Below are 20,894 nucleotides of genomic sequence, written 5' to 3'. Positions count from 1 at the left end.
CTTACTTGCGGGATGTCAACAGTGCCGTTGCACCGTAACAAACCACCGAGATGATACCAAAAGCCCAAAAATAAGTCTGTACAAAGGACAGATCCGGATTTTTAAAGGTTAAATAATTCAAACCCTGGAAAAACCAGGTCTGGGGCAGCAGTTTGACCAGAGACTGCAGAAAGGCCGGCATGGACTCCAGAGGCCAACCGTAGCCGGATAAAATAAAGGAAGGCAGGGCAATGATCATGCCATACCGGGTGGTATCCACGGCATTCCGGCCAATGCTGGAAGTAAAGGTGCCCACACTGTGCAAAGCGATGGTAAAGGCCAGGGTAAAGAACAGCAACAGCCAGCCGCTGCAGTGCAGGGGCACCTTAAAAACAGCAAAGGAAATGAGGTACACCGGCAGTACCATGAACATAAAAAGGACGATATGCACAGCGGATTTGCTGGCAAATAAAGTCCACTTGGATAAGCCGGCCATTTTAAATTGCTTCCAACTGGGTCGGCCGGTTTCGCTGATGATATTGGTGGCTGCAGCCAGAGTACAACACTGCTGCCAGATGTTTAGAACCAAGGCCAAAACCAGAAAGTAGGCGTAATTGAGGGTGGGATTGAACCAGGCTTCTTCCCGCAGTTCCACCCCCAGATAGGCATTTTGGGCTTCGGAGGGCTGAAATCCCCGGGCCAGCAGGGCCTTAACCCCGGCCTGGGCGCTAATGGTCTTAGCTACGGTCAGTGCTGCTGTGGTGGCATTGGTGGAGTAGATCATGTTACTGCCGTCGATGGCCATATAGACGTTGCCTTGACGCCCCAAGGCAAGGGTTTTGCCGTAGTTCTCCGGGATGACCATGGTTACTACGATTTTACCCCGTTTCATCAGTTCCTCGGCTTCCTCATAACTGTCCGGGTAGGCTGCCACCTGTAAATTCTCTGCCTGAGCAACCTTTTCGATTAACTGGTGGCTGGCGCTGGAATGATCCAGATCCACCACCGCGGTGGGGATATTTTGCAGAACCTGTGCACTGTAAGTGGCGAAAAACAAAGCCAGCCCCAGCAACGAGCCGAAAAGCAAAATATTGCGCAGTCCCCGGTCCCGCCACAAATAAAGTAATTCCCGCTGTATCAGGGCCCTAATCATGGGGTTCACCGCTCTGTCGGTTGATTTCCTGAAACTGTCTCTGCCATTCCTTTACTGCTTCTTCCGGGCGGTAGAAGGTTAATTGGCCGTCCGTCAGCCAGGCTATCCGGTTCAACTGTCCGGCATAATCCATCTGACTAAAACCGCAGACAAAGGTGCCGCCCTCTTTTAAAAACTGCCGTACGATTTTTAGAAGCAATCTCTGAGAATAAAAATCAATATCCCGAATTAACTCATCCGCTAATAAGATTTTAGGGTCACCCAACAGGGCGCAGGCCAAGGCCACCCGCTGATAGGCGCCGTCTTCCAAGGTGGAGACCGGTTCTTTTAATAAGGGATTTAATTCCAATGACTTTACCAATTGACCGAGGACGGCCCGGCTGCCGCCTCTCAGGGTGGCAATAAAGTCAAGATTCTCCGCCACCTTTAATTCCCGGAATAAACTGCGCTCCTGGGTTACCAGTCCCAGGTGTTTTTTATAGGCATTGTCCTTTTGGATATCCATCCCCAGAATTTCCACCCTGCCGGAATGAAATTGATCGATACCGGCCAGAAGATGGAGCAGAGTGGTTTTTCCCGTTCCCCGGGTGCCAAAGATGCCTAGGGCCTCCCCTGCAGGAACTTCCAGGTTAATCCCTTTTAAAACGGTTTTTTTATTGAGAACCTGCACCACATCATGGGCTTTTATGACAGGCTGCATCTTTATTCCTCCAATATCCTGACAGTGGCGGTCATGCCTACTTTTAAAAGAAGATCCTGGTTGGGCACATCAATTTTCACCTCAAAGCTGCGGATATCATGTTGATTTTGCTCGTTCACCGCTTTTTTCACGGCAAAGTCGCCGGCGTTGTTAACAAACACAACCTTTCCTTTAAAGACTTTATCCGGGAAGGCAAGGACTCTGATTTCGGCTTGCTGCCCCAGATGAACCCGGCCGATCTTTTTTTCACTGATAAACACTTTCACAAAAGTATGTTCCAGGTCGGTGATTTCAAAGACCGGGGTTCCGGCATTCAGCATTTCACCCTGCTCCAGGTACTTTTGCGTAATGAATCCGTCCATAGCGGCTTTTAACTGGCTGTTTTCCAAATAGGCCTTGGCCTCTTCCAATGCCCCTTGGGCCTGATTGACCTGCCCCACTGCAGCGTCATATTGAGCCTGGGAGACCTCCACCTGCAGCCGGGCTGCTTCGGCTTGAGCCAAAGCGGCCTTGGCCTCTTCCTGCTGTTGTTGGGCGGCATCATAATTGTTGGTGGCATCCTCCAGTTGACTGTCCGAGATGGCCCCGGCCTTATGTAACTCTACCATGCGGTCATAAAGCTGCTTGGCGCTGCGAAGTTTGACTGCGGCCTGTTCTACTTTGGCCTGGCATTGGGCAATGGTGGCCTCCACCTGCTGACGGGTGAGGGGAACGGCCTCTGAGGCCTGCTGGCTGGCGGCCAGGGCTGCTTCATGGGCTCCCTGGGCTTGGGATAATTTGGCCTGCAGTTCCTTCGGTTCCAGGGTAGCCAGAAGGTCTCCCTTTTTTACCCGGGCGCCTTCATCCACCAGAAGGGCATCCATCCGGCCCGCTACCTTAAAGGACGCCATCACCCGGGTAGCCTCAAGGGTTCCGGTAGCCGTCAGGCTCTCCTGCTCCCGGGCTTGTTTGGTTTGGATTTTATAAAAATACCCGCCCAAGATCAGGGCAGCTAAAATCATCAAGGACAGGAACAGCAGCAGAATCTTCTTTTTCTTTTGCTGTACCTTTAGCAACTCATCCATAAAGATTGCACCTCCGGTTCAAAATGGGATTTATACAGTACTTTCTTAAGGGCTTGGCGTCGGCTAAGTTCATTCGGGCCGGTTCAAAATTCCCTGAAAGACCAGATCCAGGATATGGTTCAGACGGTCTTCCAACATTTCACCGGACATTCGATTGCCGGATCCTATGGGCTGCATCATCTCCCGGCGGGTAAAATAAGCCAGGCAGAGGGCGTGAATGCTCAGCAAAATTTGGCCCACATCCAGATTCCGGCGAAACACTTTCCGGGTAATGCCCTCCTGCAAGATTTGTCCCAGGTCCGACTGGAACAAATGAAAGAGCTGAGGCAGCAGTTTACTGCTGTAGTGGCCCCGGTTCAGGGCCTCCCAACTAAGCAGGCGTACAAATTCCTCATCCTCAGCCAGAAAATAGAAGTATTGGCGCAGGGTCCGGGTTACATTTTCCACCGGATCCCCTCCTGGAACAAAGGCTCCCTGACTGAACTGCTGGATCTTTTGAAGGTTGTAGCGAAGCACCTCCACATACAGGTTTTCCTTACTTTCAAAGTAATGGTAGATCATTCGTTTGTTAATCTTGGCAGCGGCAGCAATCTCATCCACTCTGGCCCCATGCAGTCCTTTGCGCGAAAAGACGCCCGCCGCCGCCAAAAGTATCCGGTTTTTACTTTCCTCAGCCCGGGACATTTCCTCTTGATTCATAACAACCTCCAGGGATGAAATAAAGTAACTAACTAGTTACTTACTTTTATGCCTCTATTTTGATCCTATACCATCCCGTTGTCAAGACGGAGGACAAGATCTTTTTTATGCCAGGCCAGGGCAATACTAGTTTAAGAAATTCTTACTATTCCCCTGGCCCGGAAGTGATAAAATAGGATTAGCAGTCAAATAAAAGCCATCCATTGAATTCAGTAAGCGTGGGGTGATGAAACTGCCGTTATCGGAAAAAATTAAAAACATTCCGGCCCGCCCAGGGGTTTATTTATATAAAAATGAAGACGGACAGGTTATCTATGTGGGCAAGGCGGTGTCCCTAAAGAACCGGGTTCGCTCGTACTTTCAGGCCGGGGCCAAACAGGCGCCCAAAGTGAAGGCCATGCTCAGTCGGGCCGTAGATCTGGATTTCATTGTCACCGATTCCGAAATGGAAGCCCTGATTTTAGAAAATAACCTGATCAAAGAACACCGTCCCAAGTACAATATCCTCTTAAAGGATGATAAAACCTATCCTTATATCAAGGTAACTGTTCATGAGGATTTTCCCCGGGTATATCTAACCCGCCGGGTGCTCAAAGACCGTGCGCGCTATTTTGGTCCCTTCACCAATGTGGGGGCGGTCAATGAAACCATGCGGCTGCTGAAAAAAATTTTTCCTTTGCGCACCTGCAAGCAGCGGGAACTGAGTCCTAGGGATCGTCCCTGTCTGAATTACCACATTAAACGCTGTCTGGGTCCCTGCTGCGGTCTGGTGGAGCGGCAAACCTACCGGGAAACCGTTAACGAAGTGGTGCTGTTTCTAGAAGGACGGCAGGAGGATCTAATCAAACGATTACGGCAGCGCATGGAAGAGGCTGCGGAAAATCTGGAGTTTGAAAAGGCTGCGGAACTGCGGGACCAAGTGCGGGCGGTGGAAAAGATTGTAGAGCGGCAAAAGGTGGTATCCACCGAAGGGGTGGACCAGGATGTGATTGCCATGGCCAGAGGTTTTGATGAGTCCTGCCTGACTGTATTTTTTATCCGGAGCGGCAAGCTCATCGGCCGGGAGCATTATTTCCTGGAAGGTACCGATATCCTGGAGCGGGGAGAAATTATGGCCGCCTTTATCCAGCAGTTTTACAATCAAACGGAGTTTATCCCCGCTGAATTACTCCTGTCCGAAGAGATCGCCAATCCGGAGCTGCTGACAGCCTGGCTCAGTAAACTGAGAGGCAGCCGGGTGGTCATCAAAACCCCTAAACGGGGGGATAAACAGAAACTGGTGGAAATGGCGGCTCAAAACGCTTTGCTGTCTTTGGAACAGACCCAACTGCAGCGCCAGGCCAACCGGGAAGCGGTGGACGGAGCCCTGTCCGAACTGATGGCGGCCCTGGGTTTGGAGAAGCCTCCCCACCGGATGGAATGCTACGATATTTCCAACATCCAGGGGACGGAAACTGTTTCCTCCATGGTGGTTTTTGAAGAAGGGCGGCCTAAAAAGGACCAGTACCGGAGATTTAAGATTCGCTGGGTCCAGGGAGCCAACGACTTTGCTTCCATGCATGAGACCTTAACCCGGCGTTTCGCCCAGGCCAGGGAAGAACAGGCCCTTTTGGAACGGGGAGAGATAACCCTCAAACAGGCGAAATTTATCCGGCTGCCGGATTTAATCATTATCGACGGCGGCAAAGGGCAGCTCTCCGCAGCTCGGGAAGCCATGCTGGAGCAGGGCTTTGCCCATATTGCCACCTTTGGCCTGGCCAAGGAAGAAGAACTGCTTTTCGCACCGGGACGTCCGGACCCCATCCGGCTGCCCCGGGAGTCCAAGGGACTGCAGATACTGCAGCGGCTTAGGGATGAGGCCCATCGCTTTGCGGTAACCTACCACCGGAAACTGCGCACCCGAAGAAATCTTAAATCCTTGTTGGATGAAATAGACGGCATTGGCGCGGTGCGCCGCCGTGAGCTTTACAAGGCCTATAAAAATCTGGCAGCAATTCAACAGGCTTCGCTGGAAGAACTGGCCAAGGTGCCGGGTATGAACATGAAGTCCGCCGAGGCGGTGTGGAGGTATTTTCGGGAGGAATGCCCTTGAGGCTAACAACAGGACCCGAAATAAATGCTCCAAAGTCTAAAAACAAAGGAGGAACACTCTTGACACGATACCGTATGCTAGCCATTGATCTGGATGATACCCTGCTGAACAGCCGGCTTCAAATATCCCCGCGAACCAAGGAAGCGATCCGCAGGGCTAGAGACGCGGGAGTCCATGTGACCTTGGCTACCGGCAGAATGTACCGGTCGGCTCTGCCCTACGCCCGCGAGCTGGAGCTGAACCTGCCCCTAATTACTTACCAGGGTGCCTTGATAAAGGAAGTTGCCACCGAAGAAGTTCTGCTGCACCGTCCGCTGCCCCTGGAACTGGCCCGGGAAGCGGTGGCTCTGGCTAGTTCCCAAGGGCATCATGTAAACGTTTATTTGGACGATAACCTTTATGTGGGAAAGCTGACTCCGGAGGCTGAAAAATACCGGAAAATATCAGGGGTACCCATTTATCCGGTGGGGGATTTGGTAAAACTCCTGGATAAGCGGGGGGTGGCCCCTACTAAAGTGCTGGTGGTGGGAGAAGAAACCGCCATGGATGAATTGGGTGAGCAAATGTTGGATCGTTTTGGCAAAACCCTGCATATTTGCAAATCCAAACCTCATTTTTTAGAGCTTTCCCACCCGGAGGCGACCAAAGGCCATGCTCTGGATACCCTGGCCCGCCGCTGGGACTTAACCAGAGACCAGGTGATTGCCGTGGGGGACAGCTATAACGACCTGGAAATGATTGAATATGCGGGACTGGGTGTGGTGATGGGCAATGCCTGTCCCGATATAAAAGCAAAAGCGGATTATATCACCCAATCCAACGAGCAGGACGGTGTTGCCGAAGTCATTGCCAAATTCATCTTTGAGGATTGAAAACCGATTGGATGAGAATATTAATACCTGCCGGCCCGTTCAATGATTCATAACGAAAAGAATTCCAATCCGAGGGGGACTTTGGATGTTAAAAAAGTGCCTGCATGGTCCAAACCAATTGAAAGCTCAGCCAGCGGCAAAGTTCGTTAAGGCAGCCAACCAGTTTCTTTCGGAGGTCACCCTGGAGAAGGGTGGCCACAGGGTAAATGGAAAAAGCATGATGAGCGTTATGGAACTGGCCAATCACCAGGAAGAAGAACTGATTCTGTCGGTGGACGGGGAAGACGCCGCCCTGGCCATGGATGTATTAAGCAGTCTGCTGGAGGATGGAAGATAGGCAGGAAATAACAGGCGGGCCAGGTGTTTACTGGCACCTTTCAGGCGGGAAATTCAATATACTGATCTAAACCTGAATTTTTTACAAACTCGCCCACCCCTGCCACCATCTGTGTTTGCTTTCTGTCCCATGTCCGATTAAAATAAGTGTACGCTTGTATTTTTTCAGGGGGTGAGAAGGTGGCTGAGCCAAGATTGCTCATTGTAACAGGGATGTCCGGAGCGGGCAAAACCCAGGCCATCCAGAGTTTAGAGGATTTAGGCTACTTTTGTGTGGATAATCTACCCCCGGCTTTGATCCCGAAATTTGCGGAACTGGTGGCCCAATCCAATGGTAAAATTGATAAGAGCGCCCTGGTGGTTGACATTCGGGGAGGGACTTTTTTTCATCAGCTTACCGAGGTGTTGAAAGATTTTAGCCAACAGGGTTACAAATATGAAATTTTATTTTTGGAAGCCTCCGATGAGACCCTGGTGCGTAGATATAAGGAGTCCCGTCGGCGTCATCCTTTGGATAATCACGGGGAAGTACTGGCAGTGATCCGGGAAGAAAGGGAACTGCTTCAGGAAATCCGGGGGCGGGCCAATAAAATTATTGACACCTCCAATGTATCCAACAATCAGTTGAAGGAGCAGATTATTACCCAGTATGGCGGGGACAAGGAGGACCGTAACCGGCTGTTGATTACGGTTATTTCCTTTGGCTACAAATATGGCATTCCCCTGGACTCCGACCTGGTGCTGGACGTCCGTTTTTTGCCCAATCCCCATTATATTCCGGAGCTGCGCTGTTTGACCGGAAACGACGAACCGGTACAGCGGCATGTGATGTCCCATGATGTGACCAATCAATTCATGGAGAAACTAACGGACTTCGTCAATTTCTTAATTCCCCATTATGAAAACGAAGGTAAAGCAACCCTGATGATTGCCATTGGCTGTACCGGGGGCATGCACCGTTCGGTAACCCTGGCCAATAAGTTGGGAGAAATACTGCTTCAGAAAGGCTACCGTGTGAATGTACGGCACCGGGATATCATGCGAGTATAGGCGGTGGAAAAATGGCCTCATTTATCAAATGGCTTTCTCCAGGAATGAAAGTAAAACGTTGGCTTTTTCTAGGTTTGCTGGGACTTCCGGTCCTGGGTCTAGGGCTGGCGTTACTGGATCGCCATCTGGTTGGCTGGATGACGGCCGTCATGGATACGCTGGCTAATCGGCTAACTGATTTCCCCCAGTGGCTGCTTGGAGTGCTGGCGGTTCTTTTTGGCCTGACAATGATGGGTTACGGCTTTAAAATGGCTTTGCGGTCGGTAATGGGTGTTGTTCGACCGGATCAATCGGAAAAACTGGTGGAAACCATTTACCAGCGCAGATCCCTGCAGAGGGGTCCGAAGGTGGTGGTGATCGGAGGGGGAACCGGCCTTTCCAGTCTTTTAAAGGGGCTGAAGGAATACACCAGCAACATTACGGCCATCGTGGCCGTTACCGACGATGGCGGCAGTTCCGGTCGTTTACGGTATAACCTGGGGATTTTGCCTCCCGGGGATATTCGCAATTGTCTGGTGGCTTTGGCAGACAAAGAAACCCTGATGGAGGAAGTGCTTCAGTATCGCTTTGACAGTGGTGAGTTAGCAGGCCATAACCTGGGCAATCTTCTTCTAGCCGGTCTGAATGATGTATCCGGGGGATTTGACGGAGCCGTAAAGGCCCTGTCCAAGGTGCTGGCCATCCGGGGCCAGGTGCTGCCTGCAACCCTGGAAAATGTGGTTTTGGGAGCGGATCTGGAAGATAAGCGCGTGATTTTTGGGGAATGCAATATTTCTGCCACCACCTGTCGGATTAACCGGGTATTTCTGCGTCCTCACCTATGCCAGCCCTTACCTGAGGCCCTGGCGGCCATTAAGGAGGCCGATGCCGTTATTTTGGGACCGGGAAGCCTGTACACCAGCGTTATACCCAATCTGCTGGTGGATGGCATGGCCCAGGCCATTCAAACTTCTCCCGCCCAGAAAATTTACATTTGCAATATTATGACCCAACCGGGAGAAACCAGAGGCTATTCCGTCTATGATCATGTTAAGGCTATTTTAGATCATGCCGGCCCGGTGGTTGAGCATATACTGGTAAACAGCGAACCCATTCCTTCCCGGCTGCTTAAAAAATACCGGGAGCAAAATGCCAGGCCCGTTAAGGTGGACGCCAACCGCCTGGAGGACTTGGGCATAAAAATTTATTCTAAATATTTAGTGCAGCATACCAATGTGGTAAGGCACCAGCCGGAGAAGCTGGCCTATGCCATTATGGAAATTATTTCAAATCCAAAGGCGGCTGCTTCCGGACAGGAATCCTTAAGGATATATCAGCCCTCCCGGGGATTTCGACAAACAGCTAAAAGATGAAGAGGCTACCAAGTATGATTTAGGGTCAAGTTGTTAGACTTATGCTGTATTTCTTGAGGTTCTGTTGCTGGCCTAATACTGCACATATTTGGGGTCCTGTCAAATCGAATTAGTTCGTTGGTTATAATGTGTATTTGCAAGGGATACAACGAACAACTGACTCTATAGAAAAGCCTTTGAGGCTAACAACAGGACTTAATAGGAATGCCTTTAAGGCAAGACAAAAGGTATTACCCAAAAGTCTAAAGGAGGTTGCTTGCCCGGGTGAAGCGTAACTTAGTATTCGCTCTAGCTGCAGCAATAGTTCTGGCATTGGTTGGGACAGGCTTCTGGTACCAGTACCAATATAATGCGATACCCTCGAATGCCCAATATAAAAAATCACATAGAATTCCTATTCTAATGTACCACAAGGTGAACCCCGACCCCCGCACCGGCGGCTTAGGCCTAAGGGTTCCTCCGGATCAATTTGAATGGCAGATGAAATATTTAAAGAAAAATTATTACGAAACAGTTTCCTTAACGGATGTTATGGATCACTTTGAAAAGGGCAAACATCTGCCCGATCGACCCATTGTCATCACCTTTGATGACGGCTATAAGGACAATTATGAATTTGCTTATCCCATTATGAAGAAATATGGTTTTACCGGGACGGTTTTTGTAGTGACCCAGTCCATTGGCAATACCAACTTCTTTGATGTGGAGAAAAAACTTCAACCGGTGAATAAAATGATGGATTGGCATGAACTCCGGGAATTGGACAAGGCCGGGTTTACCATCGGTTCTCATACGGTGGATCATCCCCATCTGGCGGAGGTATCTCCCGAAACGGCCCGTTACGAAATAGAGGAATCCAAACGGGTCTTGGAACATGGACTGAAAAAACCGGTGGAAGTATTCTGCTATCCCTACGGCAGTCACAACGATCAGGTAGCCGAGCTGGTAAAGCAGGCCGGATACCGGGCTGCGGTTACCACCCGGTTGGGGCTGGACGATCTAGGCTGCAACCCGTACAAAATTCCCCGGGTCCGTATCACCGGTCGTTACAGCAACGAGAAATTTATTGAGCAACTGCATAAATATTAACGAGCTGTTCTTGGGGTCTGGCTGTCGGTTGTTTTCTGTCATTCGGTTTTAATCCGATGGCTGAAAACGATAACGGATAGCCGGACCCCGATGTTTTCCTTGAGCGAGCTATTTCACCCCAAATCTTACTCCTCCACCGCGGGTGAACGGTATCTTCCTCTCAATCATTCACAGATAGTTGCAAGGGATAGTCTTAGGTGTCATTTGCCGTTTTTGAAGCTATTGATTTACGGGAGTATCCTTGGATGCAGTATAAGATATGGCACCAGTTACTAATCCTAATACCGGCATGCCGATAAAGCAAATTATTTTCTTGTCAAAAGAGGTAATCAATTTAGTTCCTCTCCGGATACCGATTTGCCCGATGATCTTTACTAAAAACAATATATTATTAAGGCTTTGGCATTATGTGGTATAATACACCTACGGAGTGGAGGGGTCGACCATGTCCTTCTCGGCTGTGACGAAAGATGAATTAGCGAGAATTATCGGCACAAAGAAATGTTGCCGGGTGGCAGAATTGTCTGCCCTGATAAAAATGGATGGAAGTGTACAGATCAGCGGGCAAAAGCAACTTTCCTTGAACATTGTTACCGAGAATGCGGCCACAGCTCGAAAAATTTTTAAATTAGTGAAAAGTTTATTTGGACTTTCCACAGAAGTTTTAGTCCGACGCAAGGTGAGACTTCGTAAAAACAATGTATATTTAGTTCGAATACCTCCCCAGCCAGGAGTGATGGAAATTCTCAAGGCCCTGGGAATGGTGGAGGGTGGCTTTGCCTTGTCCGAAGAGGGTATTGCGGAAAAGCTGGTAACCTGGGATTGCTGCCGCAGGGCCTATCTGAGAGGCGCCTTTTTGGGAGGCGGCTCTGTAAATAATCCTGAGGGTACCTACCATCTGGAAATCATAACCGACAACTTGCCCCATGCCCGGGATATTGCCGGTCTGATGCAAAAATTTAACCTGTCCGCCAAGGTGAGTCCGCGTAAAAACTGGTATGTGGTTTACCTCAAAGGCAGTGAACAAATTGTAGAGTGCCTGAATCATATGGGGGCTCACTCGGCGCTGCTGGATTTTGAGAACGTGCGAATTTATAAAGATATGCGCAACCAGGTCAACCGGCTGGTAAACTGTGAAACGGCCAATTTAAATAAAACAGTCAATGCGGCTGTACGGCAGTTGGATAATATTCAATATCTGGCGGACACCATCGGTTTGGAGAAGCTGCCCCGGTCCCTCCGGGAGGCCGCGGAGTTAAGATTGCAGTACCCGGATGCCAGCCTGAAGGAACTGGGAGAGCTCTGGGACCCTCCGGTGGGGAAGTCCGGCGTAAATCACCGCATGCGCAAGCTGGAACGATTGGCTGAAAAGGTTCGCTCAAGGAAGGATCGCCATGACGCTGGAAAAGATGGACGCTGACTTGCGAAAAAAAACCGCTCAGGCTGCGGCGGAATCTTTCAGCCGCTGGCGCCATCGGGAAGAGCCGGAGGCGTCTCCCCCGGGCGTGACGGTGACCTTTCTGGGCACCGGAGGCAACCCGGAGGCTGTTTTCAGTCAGGTGCCGCATACCGCCGGGTTTGTTCTAATGGTAGAAGGGGTCCGGCTGTATGTGGATCCAGGCCCCGGAGCGGTGGTCCGGGCAAAGGACGCCGGCATCGACCTGGGGACTTTGGATGCTGTTTACATATCTCATGGACATCTGGATCATTATGCCGGGGCAGAGGCGGTTATTGAGGGGATGTGCTGGGGCATGTTCTCCCGCCGGGGCTACCTTCTGGCCCCTGGGCAGGTGCTGGAGCGGGACCACCTTTTAAGCCGTTATCACCAGGGATTGAACCGCACCTTGTCCGGTTACAAGGGAGGGCCTACCGTGGTGCCCTTGGAGCCCAACCGGCCTATAACCTTGAAAAACATCACACTAACACCGGTGCCCGTTCACCACGCCGGGGAAAACTATGGTTTTATCCTGGATACCGGCGGGATGACCATTGGTTACACCAGCGATACCAGCTATATTCAAAGCTATACCACTCCAACAGGAGTGGTGGATATGGGCTGGCGGGGGCCTATTATGGACCTGATTGATGTGGTGGATTGCCGTAAGGATATTAAAGAAGCCTTTAGTCAGGTGGATGTTTTAATTGCCAATGTAACCACTCATAATGTTTATGCCCACCGGCATATAACCACCCTGGGTTTATCTCATCTGCTTCAGCACAGCAGGGTAAAACTTTGTTTTATAACTCACTTTAACCACTGCTGCCTTTGGCCGGAAGATCTTCGCCCCGCCATGGCGCAATTCGTGGAAAAGAAAACCGGAATTCCAACCCTCTATGCCGAGGACGGAGGGGTCTATAATATCAGTCAACAGTTAGGCCCGCCGGGAGAAGACAATGGATCCGGTTAACCATTGAGAAAAAGTGTTTGAGAAAATCATAAAAAAAGTTTATCTGAGAAGGTTAATATAGAAACCTTGTAAAGATTTATCATGATGTTTATGGCTGCTGGTTAGACTAAGGAGGGTGATGGAGCTTGCGAATGGATTTTGGTCTTAACCTGGAGCAGACTCAAAAGCTGATGATGACGCCTGAACTTCGTCAAGCCATCACTGTTTTGCAGATGTCTTCACTGGAACTAACCCACTATGTGGAAGAACAGGTTTTGGAGAACCCGCTCTTGGAAACCCGGGACCATGATGGGGAACGAGGAGAGGAAACAGAAAGAGATCAAGAGGACCCGCTTTCAGCCGTTGCCGAAAAAAAAGAATTCGATCCCGACTGGGTTGAATATTTTCATGACGGCAGTGACCTGGGGATTTATCCCAACCGTGGTCAGCGGGAAATATCGGAACAGCCCGCTTACGAAAACTTTTTAAGCCAGGCCCCGACCCTGGTAGATCATTTAACCTTTCAATTGGGCTTAATCAGTTCTGTTAATGAAGATTTAAGAAAAATTGTACAATATTTTATCGGCAATATGGATGCCCGGGGTTACCTCGGCATCACCCTGGAAGAGGCCCGGGACCAGTTGGGAGTAGAAATGGAGCAACTGGAACAGGCTCTGCAAATTTTGCAGAGTTTTGATCCTCCGGGAGTGGGGGCGAGAGATTTACAGGAGTGTCTCAATATTCAACTAGACCTCAAGGGGGAGGATGACCCCATTGTTCGGCTGCTTATCGCCGACCATCTTTCCGATTTGGCCGAAGGACGGCTGGCCAAAATTGCCTCAAAACTAAATGTTTCTCCCCGGGAAGTGCAGCGGGCCGCGGATCTGTTGAAAAAATTGGAGCCCAAGCCCGGGCGTAATTTCAGCCATGAGAACGACACCCGCTATATTCTCCCGGATGTGGTATTGGAGAAGATAGAGGATCAGTACATTATTCTAGTCAATGATGTGGCCATTCCCCGGCTGACCATCAATAATACCTACCGCAATGTTCTGGCCAAGGGGAGCGATGCTGATTCCGATACCAAGCGTTTTGTGGAGGAAAAGTTAAATTCGGCGGCTTGGCTTATTCGCAGTATTGAGCAGAGAAGGCTTACCCTGTATAAGGTGGCCAACTGCCTGGTGGAAATGCAAAGGGATTTTCTTGACTATGGGGTGAAATATTTAAAACCCCTGAATTTGAAAAAGGTGGCGGAGGTGGTTGGCGTCCATGAATCCACCGTCAGCCGGGCCACTTCCAATAAATACATTCAAACGCCCCAGGGGGTGTTTGAGATGAAATATTTCTTTTCCACCGGACTGAATGCAGCCAGCGGCACGCAGGTATCCGCCGAAAGTTTAAAGAAGATTTTACAGGAGATTATACAAGAGGAAAATCCCGCTAATCCCTTAAGCGATCAGAAGATTGCCGAACTCTTTGGCAGCCGGGGAATTACCATTTCCCGCCGCACGGTAACCAAGTACCGGGATGAACTGGGCATTCCCTCCACCAGCCGGCGTAGAAGATATTAATTTTACCAAGAAACCTAAAAATTTTCATGTTGAGGCAGGGATATTGGATTTATTGTTGAAATGATTTTGAAAAAAGGACATACAAATTAATAAGAGTATCCAAATGTGACATACTAAAATTCCAAAGGAGTGGGGTTTCAAAAATGGCAATAAAAGTAGGGATTAACGGCTTTGGTCGAATTGGTAGAAATGTATTGCGTTGCGCCATTGAGCGTGGGGAATTTGAAGTTGCACTGGTCAACCATAAATCCCGCCGCCTGGATTTCAAAGCGATCAACGACTTAACCTATGCCCAGACCCTGGCGCACCTGTTAAAGTATGATTCGGTACACGGTGTATTGAACGCGGATGTTTCCGCCACCGAGGATACCATTGTGGTCAACGGAAAAGAGATTAAGGTTTTTGCCGAGGGGGATCCGGCCAAACTGCCCTGGAGTGAACTGGGCGTGGATATTGTCATCGAATCCACCGGACGTTTCACCAAAGGGCCTGATGCCGCCAAGCATATCCAGGCAGGAGCCAAAAAAGTAATCATTTCCGCTCCCGGTAAAGAGGTGGACGCCACCATTGTCATGGGCGTAAACGATTCTATCTATGATCCGTCCAAGCACCATATCCTTTCGAACGCTTCCTGCACCACCAACTGTCTGGCGCCGGTGGCGAAAGTTGTGAACGATCATTTTGGCATTGTAAAGGGTCTGATGACCACAGTTCATTCTTATACCAACGACCAGCAGATTCTGGATCTGCCCCACAAAGACCTGCGTCGCGCCCGGGCTGCCGGAATGTCCATCATTCCTACCACCACCGGAGCGGCTAAAGCCGTGGCACTGGTGCTTCCGGAACTGCAGGGTAAACTGAACGGCTTTGCCATGCGGGTGCCCACTCCCAACGTTTCCGTGGTGGACCTGGTGGTGGAACTGGCCAAACCGGCCACGGCCGAAGAAATTAATAGTACGCTGAAAGCGGCTGCGGAAGGCCCCATGAAGGGCATCCTGGAATTCAATCCCCTGCCGCTGGTTTCCAGGGACTTTAACGGAAATCGCAACTCTTCCATTGTTGACGGCTTATCCACCATGGTCATCGGCAATATGGCCAAGGTCATTGCCTGGTACGACAACGAGTGGGGTTATTCCAACCGCGTTTTAGACCTGGCACTTTTGGTTGCTGAGAAGGGGTTGTAAAAGATGCAAAAGAAGTCCGTCAAGGACATTGATGTCAAGAGCAAAAGAGTCTTTGTACGGGTTGATTTCAACGTACCTCTGGAAGGGGAGCGCATCACCGACGATACCCGTATTCAAAAAGCTTTGCCTACCATTGAATACCTGATTAACCAGGGGGCCAAAGTGATCCTGGCCTCCCATCTGGGACGTCCCAAAGGGGAAGTGGTGGAAAAATACCGCCTCACCCCGGTGGCCGGGAGACTTTCCGGACTGCTGGGAAAAGAAGTCATCAAGGTGAACGACTCGGTAGGACCTCAAGTCCAGCAGGCCATTGAAGGCATGCGGGACGGGGATGTTCTCCTGCTGGAAAATGTTCGCTTCCATGCCGAAGAGACCAAGAACGACGAGAAATATGCCCGCCAGTTGGCGGAACTGGCGGATATTTATGTAAACGATGCCTTTGGTGCTGCCCACCGGGCCCACGCTTCCACCGCCGGTATTGCCGAGTACCTGCCTGCCGTGGCCGGTTTCCTGATGGAAAAGGAATTAGAGATGCTGGGCAAGGCCGTAACCCATCCAGAACGGCCCTTTGTGGCCATCATCGGAGGCGCCAAGGTATCGGATAAAATTGGTGTGATCGAGAACCTTCTCAGTAAGGTGGATGCCCTCATCATTGGCGGCGGGATGGCCAACACCTTTCTGAAAGCCCAAGGGTATGCCACAGGCAAATCCCTGCTGGAACAAGACAAGGTTGACCTGGCCAAAGATTTGATTGAGCGGGCCCGGACCCGGGGCGTAGAGCTGTTGCTACCCACCGATGCCGTTGTGGCCCTGGCCATGGAACCTGCGGCCCAACAAAAAGTCGTTCCTGTCAGTGAGATTCCCGGTGACTGGATGGTGCTGGATATCGGCCCGGAGACTGCTCGACGGTTTACTGCCGCCATTGAGAAAGCAGCGACCGTTGTTTGGAACGGACCCATGGGAGTCTTTGAGATGGAGCCCTTTGCCAAAGGGACCGAGGCACTGGCCCACGCTCTGGCTGCTTCCAAAGGCACCACCATTGTGGGTGGCGGGGATTCGGTGGCGGCGGTTAACAAAACCGGCGTGGCCGAAAAAATCAGCCATATTTCCACCGGAGGCGGGGCTTCTCTGGAATTTCTGGAAGGAAAGGAACTGCCGGGGGTCGCAGCTTTGCAGAATAAATAGTATTTTACGTCATCATGTTTTTAGCGGGATTAGGCATGCTAACAATGGAGAAGTGAGAGACTGAGAGTGAGCGGAAAATGGGTTGGCAGAATTTTTCAATCTCACTTCAAACCTCTCACTTCTTGCATCTTAAGGAAGGGGTGCTATGATGCGACAGTTGATCATTGCCGGTAACTGGAAAATGCATAAAACCGTGGCTGAAGCGTTAAGCTTTGTCCAGGAGCTTCAGTCCTCCGGCCTGGATTCCCGGGTGGAAGTGGTGGTATGTCCGGCTTTTACCGCTCTGGCTCCGGTGGCTGAGGCATTAAAAGGAAGCGCTATTCGTTTGGCGGCCCAAAACATGCACTGGGAGGCCCAGGGAGCCTTTACCGGGGAAATTTCTCCCTTGATGCTGAAGGAATTGGGCTGCAAATATGTTATTTTGGGCCACTCCGAGCGCCGCCAGTATGACGGGGAAACGGACGAAAAGGTAAACCGGAAGGTAAAGGCAGCTCTGGAGCACAGTTTGATCCCCATTATTTGCGTGGGTGAGACTCTGGAGCAAAGGGAAGCAGGAAAAACAGCCGTTACCGTAGAAACTCAGACGAGAGCGGCTTTATCCGGTTTAACTACCGAACAGGTAGCCGGACTGGTCTTTGCTTATGAACCTGTGTGGGCCATTGGCACCGGAAAAACGGCATCCGATCAAGATGCTCAACAAGTAAACGGCTTAATTCGTGAAATTATTGCCGGTGCATATGGTGCCGAAGCTGCGGACGCCGTTCGTATTCAATATGGTGGCAGTGTAAAACCCGCCAACACCCGGGGCTTAATGTCCCAACCGGATATTGACGGAGCGCTGGTGGGCGGGGCCAGTCTTAAAGTGGAGGATTTTGCAGGAATTATAAGCGAGGCTCAAAGCTCCTTGATTTGATGTTTTTATTAAGTTCAATGCTTCTAAGACTGAGGAGATAGGGTATTCACATAAGCCCTTTTGGTACATATCGAAGGCTGAAAAGGGAGGTTAGCGAGGTTGACCACAGAACAAAGGCCCCTGGCCTTAATTGTGCTGGATGGCTGGGGGTTAAGCGCCAACCGGGACGGCAATGCCATCGCCCTGGCCGATACACCCAACATAAATCGGCTGCTTTTCCAGTATCCCCACACGCAACTGGCATGCTCGGGAGAAGCCGTGGGATTGCCCCAGGGACAAATGGGCAACTCGGAAGTGGGGCACCTGAACATTGGGGCCGGACGGGTGGTCTACCAGGAACTGACCCGTATCACCAAGTCCATTAAAGACGGGGACTTTTTTAAAAATCCCGTTCTTTTGGAAGCCATGCAAATGGTTAAGGCAAAGGACTCGGCTTTACATATCCTGGGACTTCTTTCGGACGGAGGCGTACACAGCCATATTAAACACCTCATGGCCGCCCTTAAACTGGCGCAGCAGCAGGGATTAACCAAGGTCTACCTGCATGCCTTCCTGGACGGAAGGGATGTACCGCCCTCCAGTGCGAAAGTTTATATGAATGCCTTGCTGGCCAAAATGAAGGAAATCGGGGTGGGACAAATCGCCACCGTTGCGGGGCGCTACTACGCCATGGACCGGGACCGCCGCTGGGAACGCACCGAACTGGCTTACCGGGCCATGGTCTATGGAGAAGGCCTGCTGGCCAATTCGCCGGTGGAAGCCATTGACGTGGGTTACGAACGGCAAGAAACCGACGAATTTATCAAACCCACCGTGGTTACGGACGACCACAAACAACCCCTGGCCAAGATCGCCGACGGGGATGCCGTACTTTTTATCAACTTTCGGCCGGACCGGGCCAGACAAATCACCCGGGCTTTTGTGGATGAGGATTTTACCGGCTTCGACCGGGGGGCTCAAAGACCCAAAGTCCATTTTGTCTGCATGACCGTCTACGATAAAACCATTGACGCACCGGTAGCCTTCCCGCCGACCAAACTGGAAAACACTCTGGGCGAATGGCTCAGTAAACAGGGTTGCCGGCAATTGCGGCTGGCGGAAACAGAGAAATACGCTCATGTTACCTTTTTCTTCAACGGGGGAGTGGAAGCCCCCAATCCCAAAGAAGACCGGGTGCTCATACCGTCTCCCAAGGTGGCCACCTATGATTTAGAACCGGAAATGTCTGCCTATGAAGTAACCGAAGCCTTTCTGGAAAACTTGAAATCCGGTAAATATCAGGTGATGGTGGTGAATTTTGCCAACCCGGATATGGTGGGACATACCGGGGATCTAAAAGCCACTCGGATCGCTATTGAAACCGTGGACAAATGCATTGGAAAGATTGTTGCTGCCGTACTGGAGAAATCCGGCACGGTACTGATTACCGCGGACCATGGAAATGCCGAAAAAATGAGGGATGAAAAAGGAGGGGCCTTTACCGCCCATACCACCGATCCGGTACCCTTTATCCTCGTTAACGATGGCCACAAAGGAGCGAAATTGAGGAGAGGCGGCAGCCTGCAGGATATTTCCCCCACCATCCTGGACCTCCTGGGACTGCCCAAACCCCCGGAAATGACGGGAGAGAGTTTGTTGCTTAAGGGCTAATTCTTAGGGTCCGGTCGTTGGCCTGTGGGGTATTTCTGTTGAGACCGGCTTATCAGGGGTTTTTTAGGGCTGTGTGGTTTGATATTGGACATTCGTCCTGTGAAGCTGTATGATATACAAGACCCAAAAGAAATGCTTATTTAGTCCAACAACAGAACCTCAGAGAAATACGGAATTAGGCTAACAACGAAACAAGGAACAATAACCTAATTTAGGAGGAATCAAGCATGACCACCATCAGCGACATTTTTGCCCGGGAGATACTGGATTCCCGGGGGAATCCCACCGTTGAAGTGGAAGTATGGCTGGAAGACGGCAACGTGGGCAGAGCGGCGGTTCCCTCCGGGGCCTCCACCGGGGCCTACGAGGCCATTGAAATGCGAGACGGCGATAAGGAGCGCTACCTGGGCAAGGGCGTCTTAAAGGCCGTGGATAACGTGAACGAAATCATTGCCCCGGAACTCATTGGTATGGACGTCACCGATCAGATTGGCATTGACCAGCTTATGATTGAAATGGACGGCACCTCCAACAAGAGTAAATTGGGGGCCAACGCCATTCTGGGTGTTTCCCTGGCGGTGGCCAAGGCGGCGGCCAGCTACTTTGGCCTGCCTCTATACCAATATATTGGTGGTGTCAATGCCAAGGAACTGCCCGTACCCATGATGAATATCCTGAACGGCGGAGCTCATGCGGATAACAATGTGGACATCCAGGAGTTCATGGTTTTACCCGTAGGGGCCTCCAGCTTTGCTGAAGGACTCCGGATGGGCGCTGAAATCTTCCACAACTTGAAATTGGTGCTCAAGGCCCAGGGTCTCAACACTGCCGTGGGCGACGAAGGCGGCTTTGCCCCCAACTTAAAAAGCAACGAAGAAGCCCTGGCCGTCATCATTGAAGCCATTGAGAAGGCGGGCTATAAGCCCGGGCAGGATGTTTTCCTGGGGCTGGACGTGGCTGCCACAGAACTGTACAAAGACGGCAAGTATGTCCTGGCCGGGGAAGGCGTGACCTATACCTCCGAGGAAATGATCCAATTCTACACGGGTTTAGTGGACAAATACCCTATCATCACCATTGAAGACGGCTTATCCGAAGACGACTGGGAAGGCTGGGCCAAACTGACCCAGGCCCTGGGTCAAAAGATACAACTGGTAGGGGACGACCTGTTTGTCACCAACACTGAACGGCTGTCCAAAGGCATTCAAGAGAACGTAGGAAATTCCATTTTAATCAAAGTTAATCAGATCGGTACCCTTACCGAAACTCTGGATGCCATTGAAATGGCCAAGCGTGCCGGTTATACCGCCGTGGTATCCCACCGTTCCGGTGAAACCGACGACACCACCATTGCCGACCTGGCCGTAGCCACCAACGCGGGACAAATTAAAACCGGGGCGCCTTCCCGGACAGACCGGGTAGCCAAGTACAACCAACTGCTTCGGATTGAAGAGGAATTGTCCGTCCTGGCCCGGTATCGCGGCAAAGGTGTATTCTACAATTTGCGGAGCTAAGGGCTTGTTAATATAATCACAAAACTCGCAAAATAAGACGCCTGGGCTTGTCCCAATAAGCCCGGGACACCTATTTTTGAGAGAATACAGATTGTCACATTTTT

The 20,894-nt window shown here is 50.8% G+C and carries 18 protein-coding genes; 14 read left to right on the top strand and 4 right to left on the bottom strand.

Annotation, left to right across the window (positions count from 1 at the left end; translation table 11 throughout):
- Position 1 precedes the first annotated feature (1 nt).
- The 4 genes from DESRU_RS18200 to DESRU_RS18185 all read right to left on the bottom strand — a co-directional run bounded on the left by DESRU_RS18200 (position 2) and on the right by DESRU_RS18185 (position 3,595).
- Positions 2-1,132 (bottom strand): ABC transporter permease, encoded by a 1,131-nt coding sequence (locus DESRU_RS18200; protein WP_013843560.1) that lies wholly within the window; start codon positions 1,130-1,132, stop codon positions 2-4.
- Positions 1,125-1,832 (bottom strand): ATP-binding cassette domain-containing protein, encoded by a 708-nt coding sequence (locus DESRU_RS18195; RefSeq protein ID WP_013843559.1) that lies wholly within the window; start codon positions 1,830-1,832, stop codon positions 1,125-1,127. The genes DESRU_RS18200 and DESRU_RS18195 overlap by 8 nt, the downstream gene beginning before the upstream one ends.
- Before the next feature lie 2 nt (positions 1,833-1,834).
- Positions 1,835-2,896, bottom strand: a complete 1,062-nt coding sequence (locus tag DESRU_RS18190; protein WP_013843558.1) for an HlyD family secretion protein — start codon at positions 2,894-2,896, stop codon at positions 1,835-1,837.
- 69 nt (positions 2,897-2,965) lie between these two features.
- Positions 2,966-3,595 carry a TetR/AcrR family transcriptional regulator gene (locus tag DESRU_RS18185; protein WP_013843557.1) on the bottom strand — a complete coding sequence of 210 codons (630 nt, stop codon included), beginning with the start codon at positions 3,593-3,595 and terminating at the stop codon, positions 2,966-2,968.
- Positions 3,596-3,821: 226 nt separating this feature from the next.
- Here DESRU_RS18185 and uvrC point away from each other — a divergent pair, with 226 nt between their 5' ends.
- From uvrC to eno, 14 genes are all read left to right on the top strand, one after another.
- On the top strand, positions 3,822-5,687 hold the full coding sequence (gene uvrC, locus DESRU_RS18180) for an excinuclease ABC subunit UvrC (protein WP_013843556.1): 1,866 nt from the start codon (positions 3,822-3,824) through the stop codon (positions 5,685-5,687).
- 59 nt (positions 5,688-5,746) lie between these two features.
- Entirely contained in the window at positions 5,747-6,559 is an 813-nt protein-coding gene (locus DESRU_RS18175; protein WP_013843555.1) for a Cof-type HAD-IIB family hydrolase, read from the top strand.
- 85 nt (positions 6,560-6,644) lie between these two features.
- Positions 6,645-6,896, top strand: a complete 252-nt coding sequence (locus tag DESRU_RS18170) for an HPr family phosphocarrier protein (RefSeq protein ID WP_013843554.1) — start codon at positions 6,645-6,647, stop codon at positions 6,894-6,896.
- Positions 6,897-7,075: 179 nt separating this feature from the next.
- Positions 7,076-7,945: an RNase adapter RapZ gene (gene rapZ, locus DESRU_RS18165; RefSeq protein ID WP_013843553.1), complete on the top strand. Its 870-nt coding sequence runs from the start codon at positions 7,076-7,078 to the stop codon at positions 7,943-7,945.
- Between the two features lie 11 nt (positions 7,946-7,956).
- Positions 7,957-9,297, top strand: a complete 1,341-nt coding sequence (locus tag DESRU_RS18160) for a gluconeogenesis factor YvcK family protein (protein WP_013843552.1) — start codon at positions 7,957-7,959, stop codon at positions 9,295-9,297.
- Positions 9,298-9,561: 264 nt separating this feature from the next.
- Positions 9,562-10,386: a polysaccharide deacetylase family protein gene (locus tag DESRU_RS18155; RefSeq protein WP_013843551.1), complete on the top strand. Its 825-nt coding sequence runs from the start codon at positions 9,562-9,564 to the stop codon at positions 10,384-10,386.
- A gap of 445 nt (positions 10,387-10,831) precedes the next feature.
- Positions 10,832-11,806, top strand: coding sequence for a DNA-binding protein WhiA (gene whiA, locus DESRU_RS18150; protein WP_013843550.1), 975 nt, complete (start codon positions 10,832-10,834; stop codon positions 11,804-11,806).
- On the top strand, positions 11,781-12,794 hold the full coding sequence (locus DESRU_RS18145; RefSeq protein WP_013843549.1) for an MBL fold metallo-hydrolase: 1,014 nt from the start codon (positions 11,781-11,783) through the stop codon (positions 12,792-12,794). Before whiA ends, DESRU_RS18145 begins: the two co-directional genes overlap by 26 nt.
- 125 nt (positions 12,795-12,919) lie before the next feature.
- A complete protein-coding gene (rpoN, locus tag DESRU_RS18140) occupies positions 12,920-14,344 on the top strand; it encodes an RNA polymerase factor sigma-54 (RefSeq protein WP_013843548.1) in 1,425 nt (474 codons plus the stop codon).
- A 143-nt stretch (positions 14,345-14,487) separates the two neighbouring features.
- A complete protein-coding gene (gene gap, locus DESRU_RS18135; RefSeq protein WP_013843547.1) occupies positions 14,488-15,528 on the top strand; it encodes a type I glyceraldehyde-3-phosphate dehydrogenase in 1,041 nt (346 codons plus the stop codon).
- Between the two features lie 3 nt (positions 15,529-15,531).
- Entirely contained in the window at positions 15,532-16,713 is a 1,182-nt protein-coding gene (locus DESRU_RS18130) for a phosphoglycerate kinase (RefSeq protein ID WP_013843546.1), read from the top strand.
- A 148-nt stretch (positions 16,714-16,861) separates the two neighbouring features.
- Positions 16,862-17,626 (top strand): triose-phosphate isomerase, encoded by a 765-nt coding sequence (gene tpiA, locus DESRU_RS18125; protein ID WP_041275893.1) that lies wholly within the window; start codon positions 16,862-16,864, stop codon positions 17,624-17,626.
- Positions 17,627-17,725: 99 nt separating this feature from the next.
- Positions 17,726-19,276: a 2,3-bisphosphoglycerate-independent phosphoglycerate mutase gene (gpmI, locus tag DESRU_RS18120; protein ID WP_013843544.1), complete on the top strand. Its 1,551-nt coding sequence runs from the start codon at positions 17,726-17,728 to the stop codon at positions 19,274-19,276.
- A 227-nt stretch (positions 19,277-19,503) separates the two neighbouring features.
- A complete protein-coding gene (gene eno / locus DESRU_RS18115; RefSeq protein ID WP_013843543.1) occupies positions 19,504-20,790 on the top strand; it encodes a phosphopyruvate hydratase in 1,287 nt (428 codons plus the stop codon).
- The last annotated feature ends 104 nt before the right edge of the window (positions 20,791-20,894 follow it).

This window comes from Desulforamulus ruminis DSM 2154, assembly GCF_000215085.1.
Classification (GTDB): domain Bacteria; phylum Bacillota; class Desulfotomaculia; order Desulfotomaculales; family Desulfotomaculaceae; genus Desulfotomaculum; species Desulfotomaculum ruminis.
The sequence above is the reverse complement of the archived record's forward strand: the minus strand, read 5'-3'. Positions and strand labels throughout refer to the sequence as shown.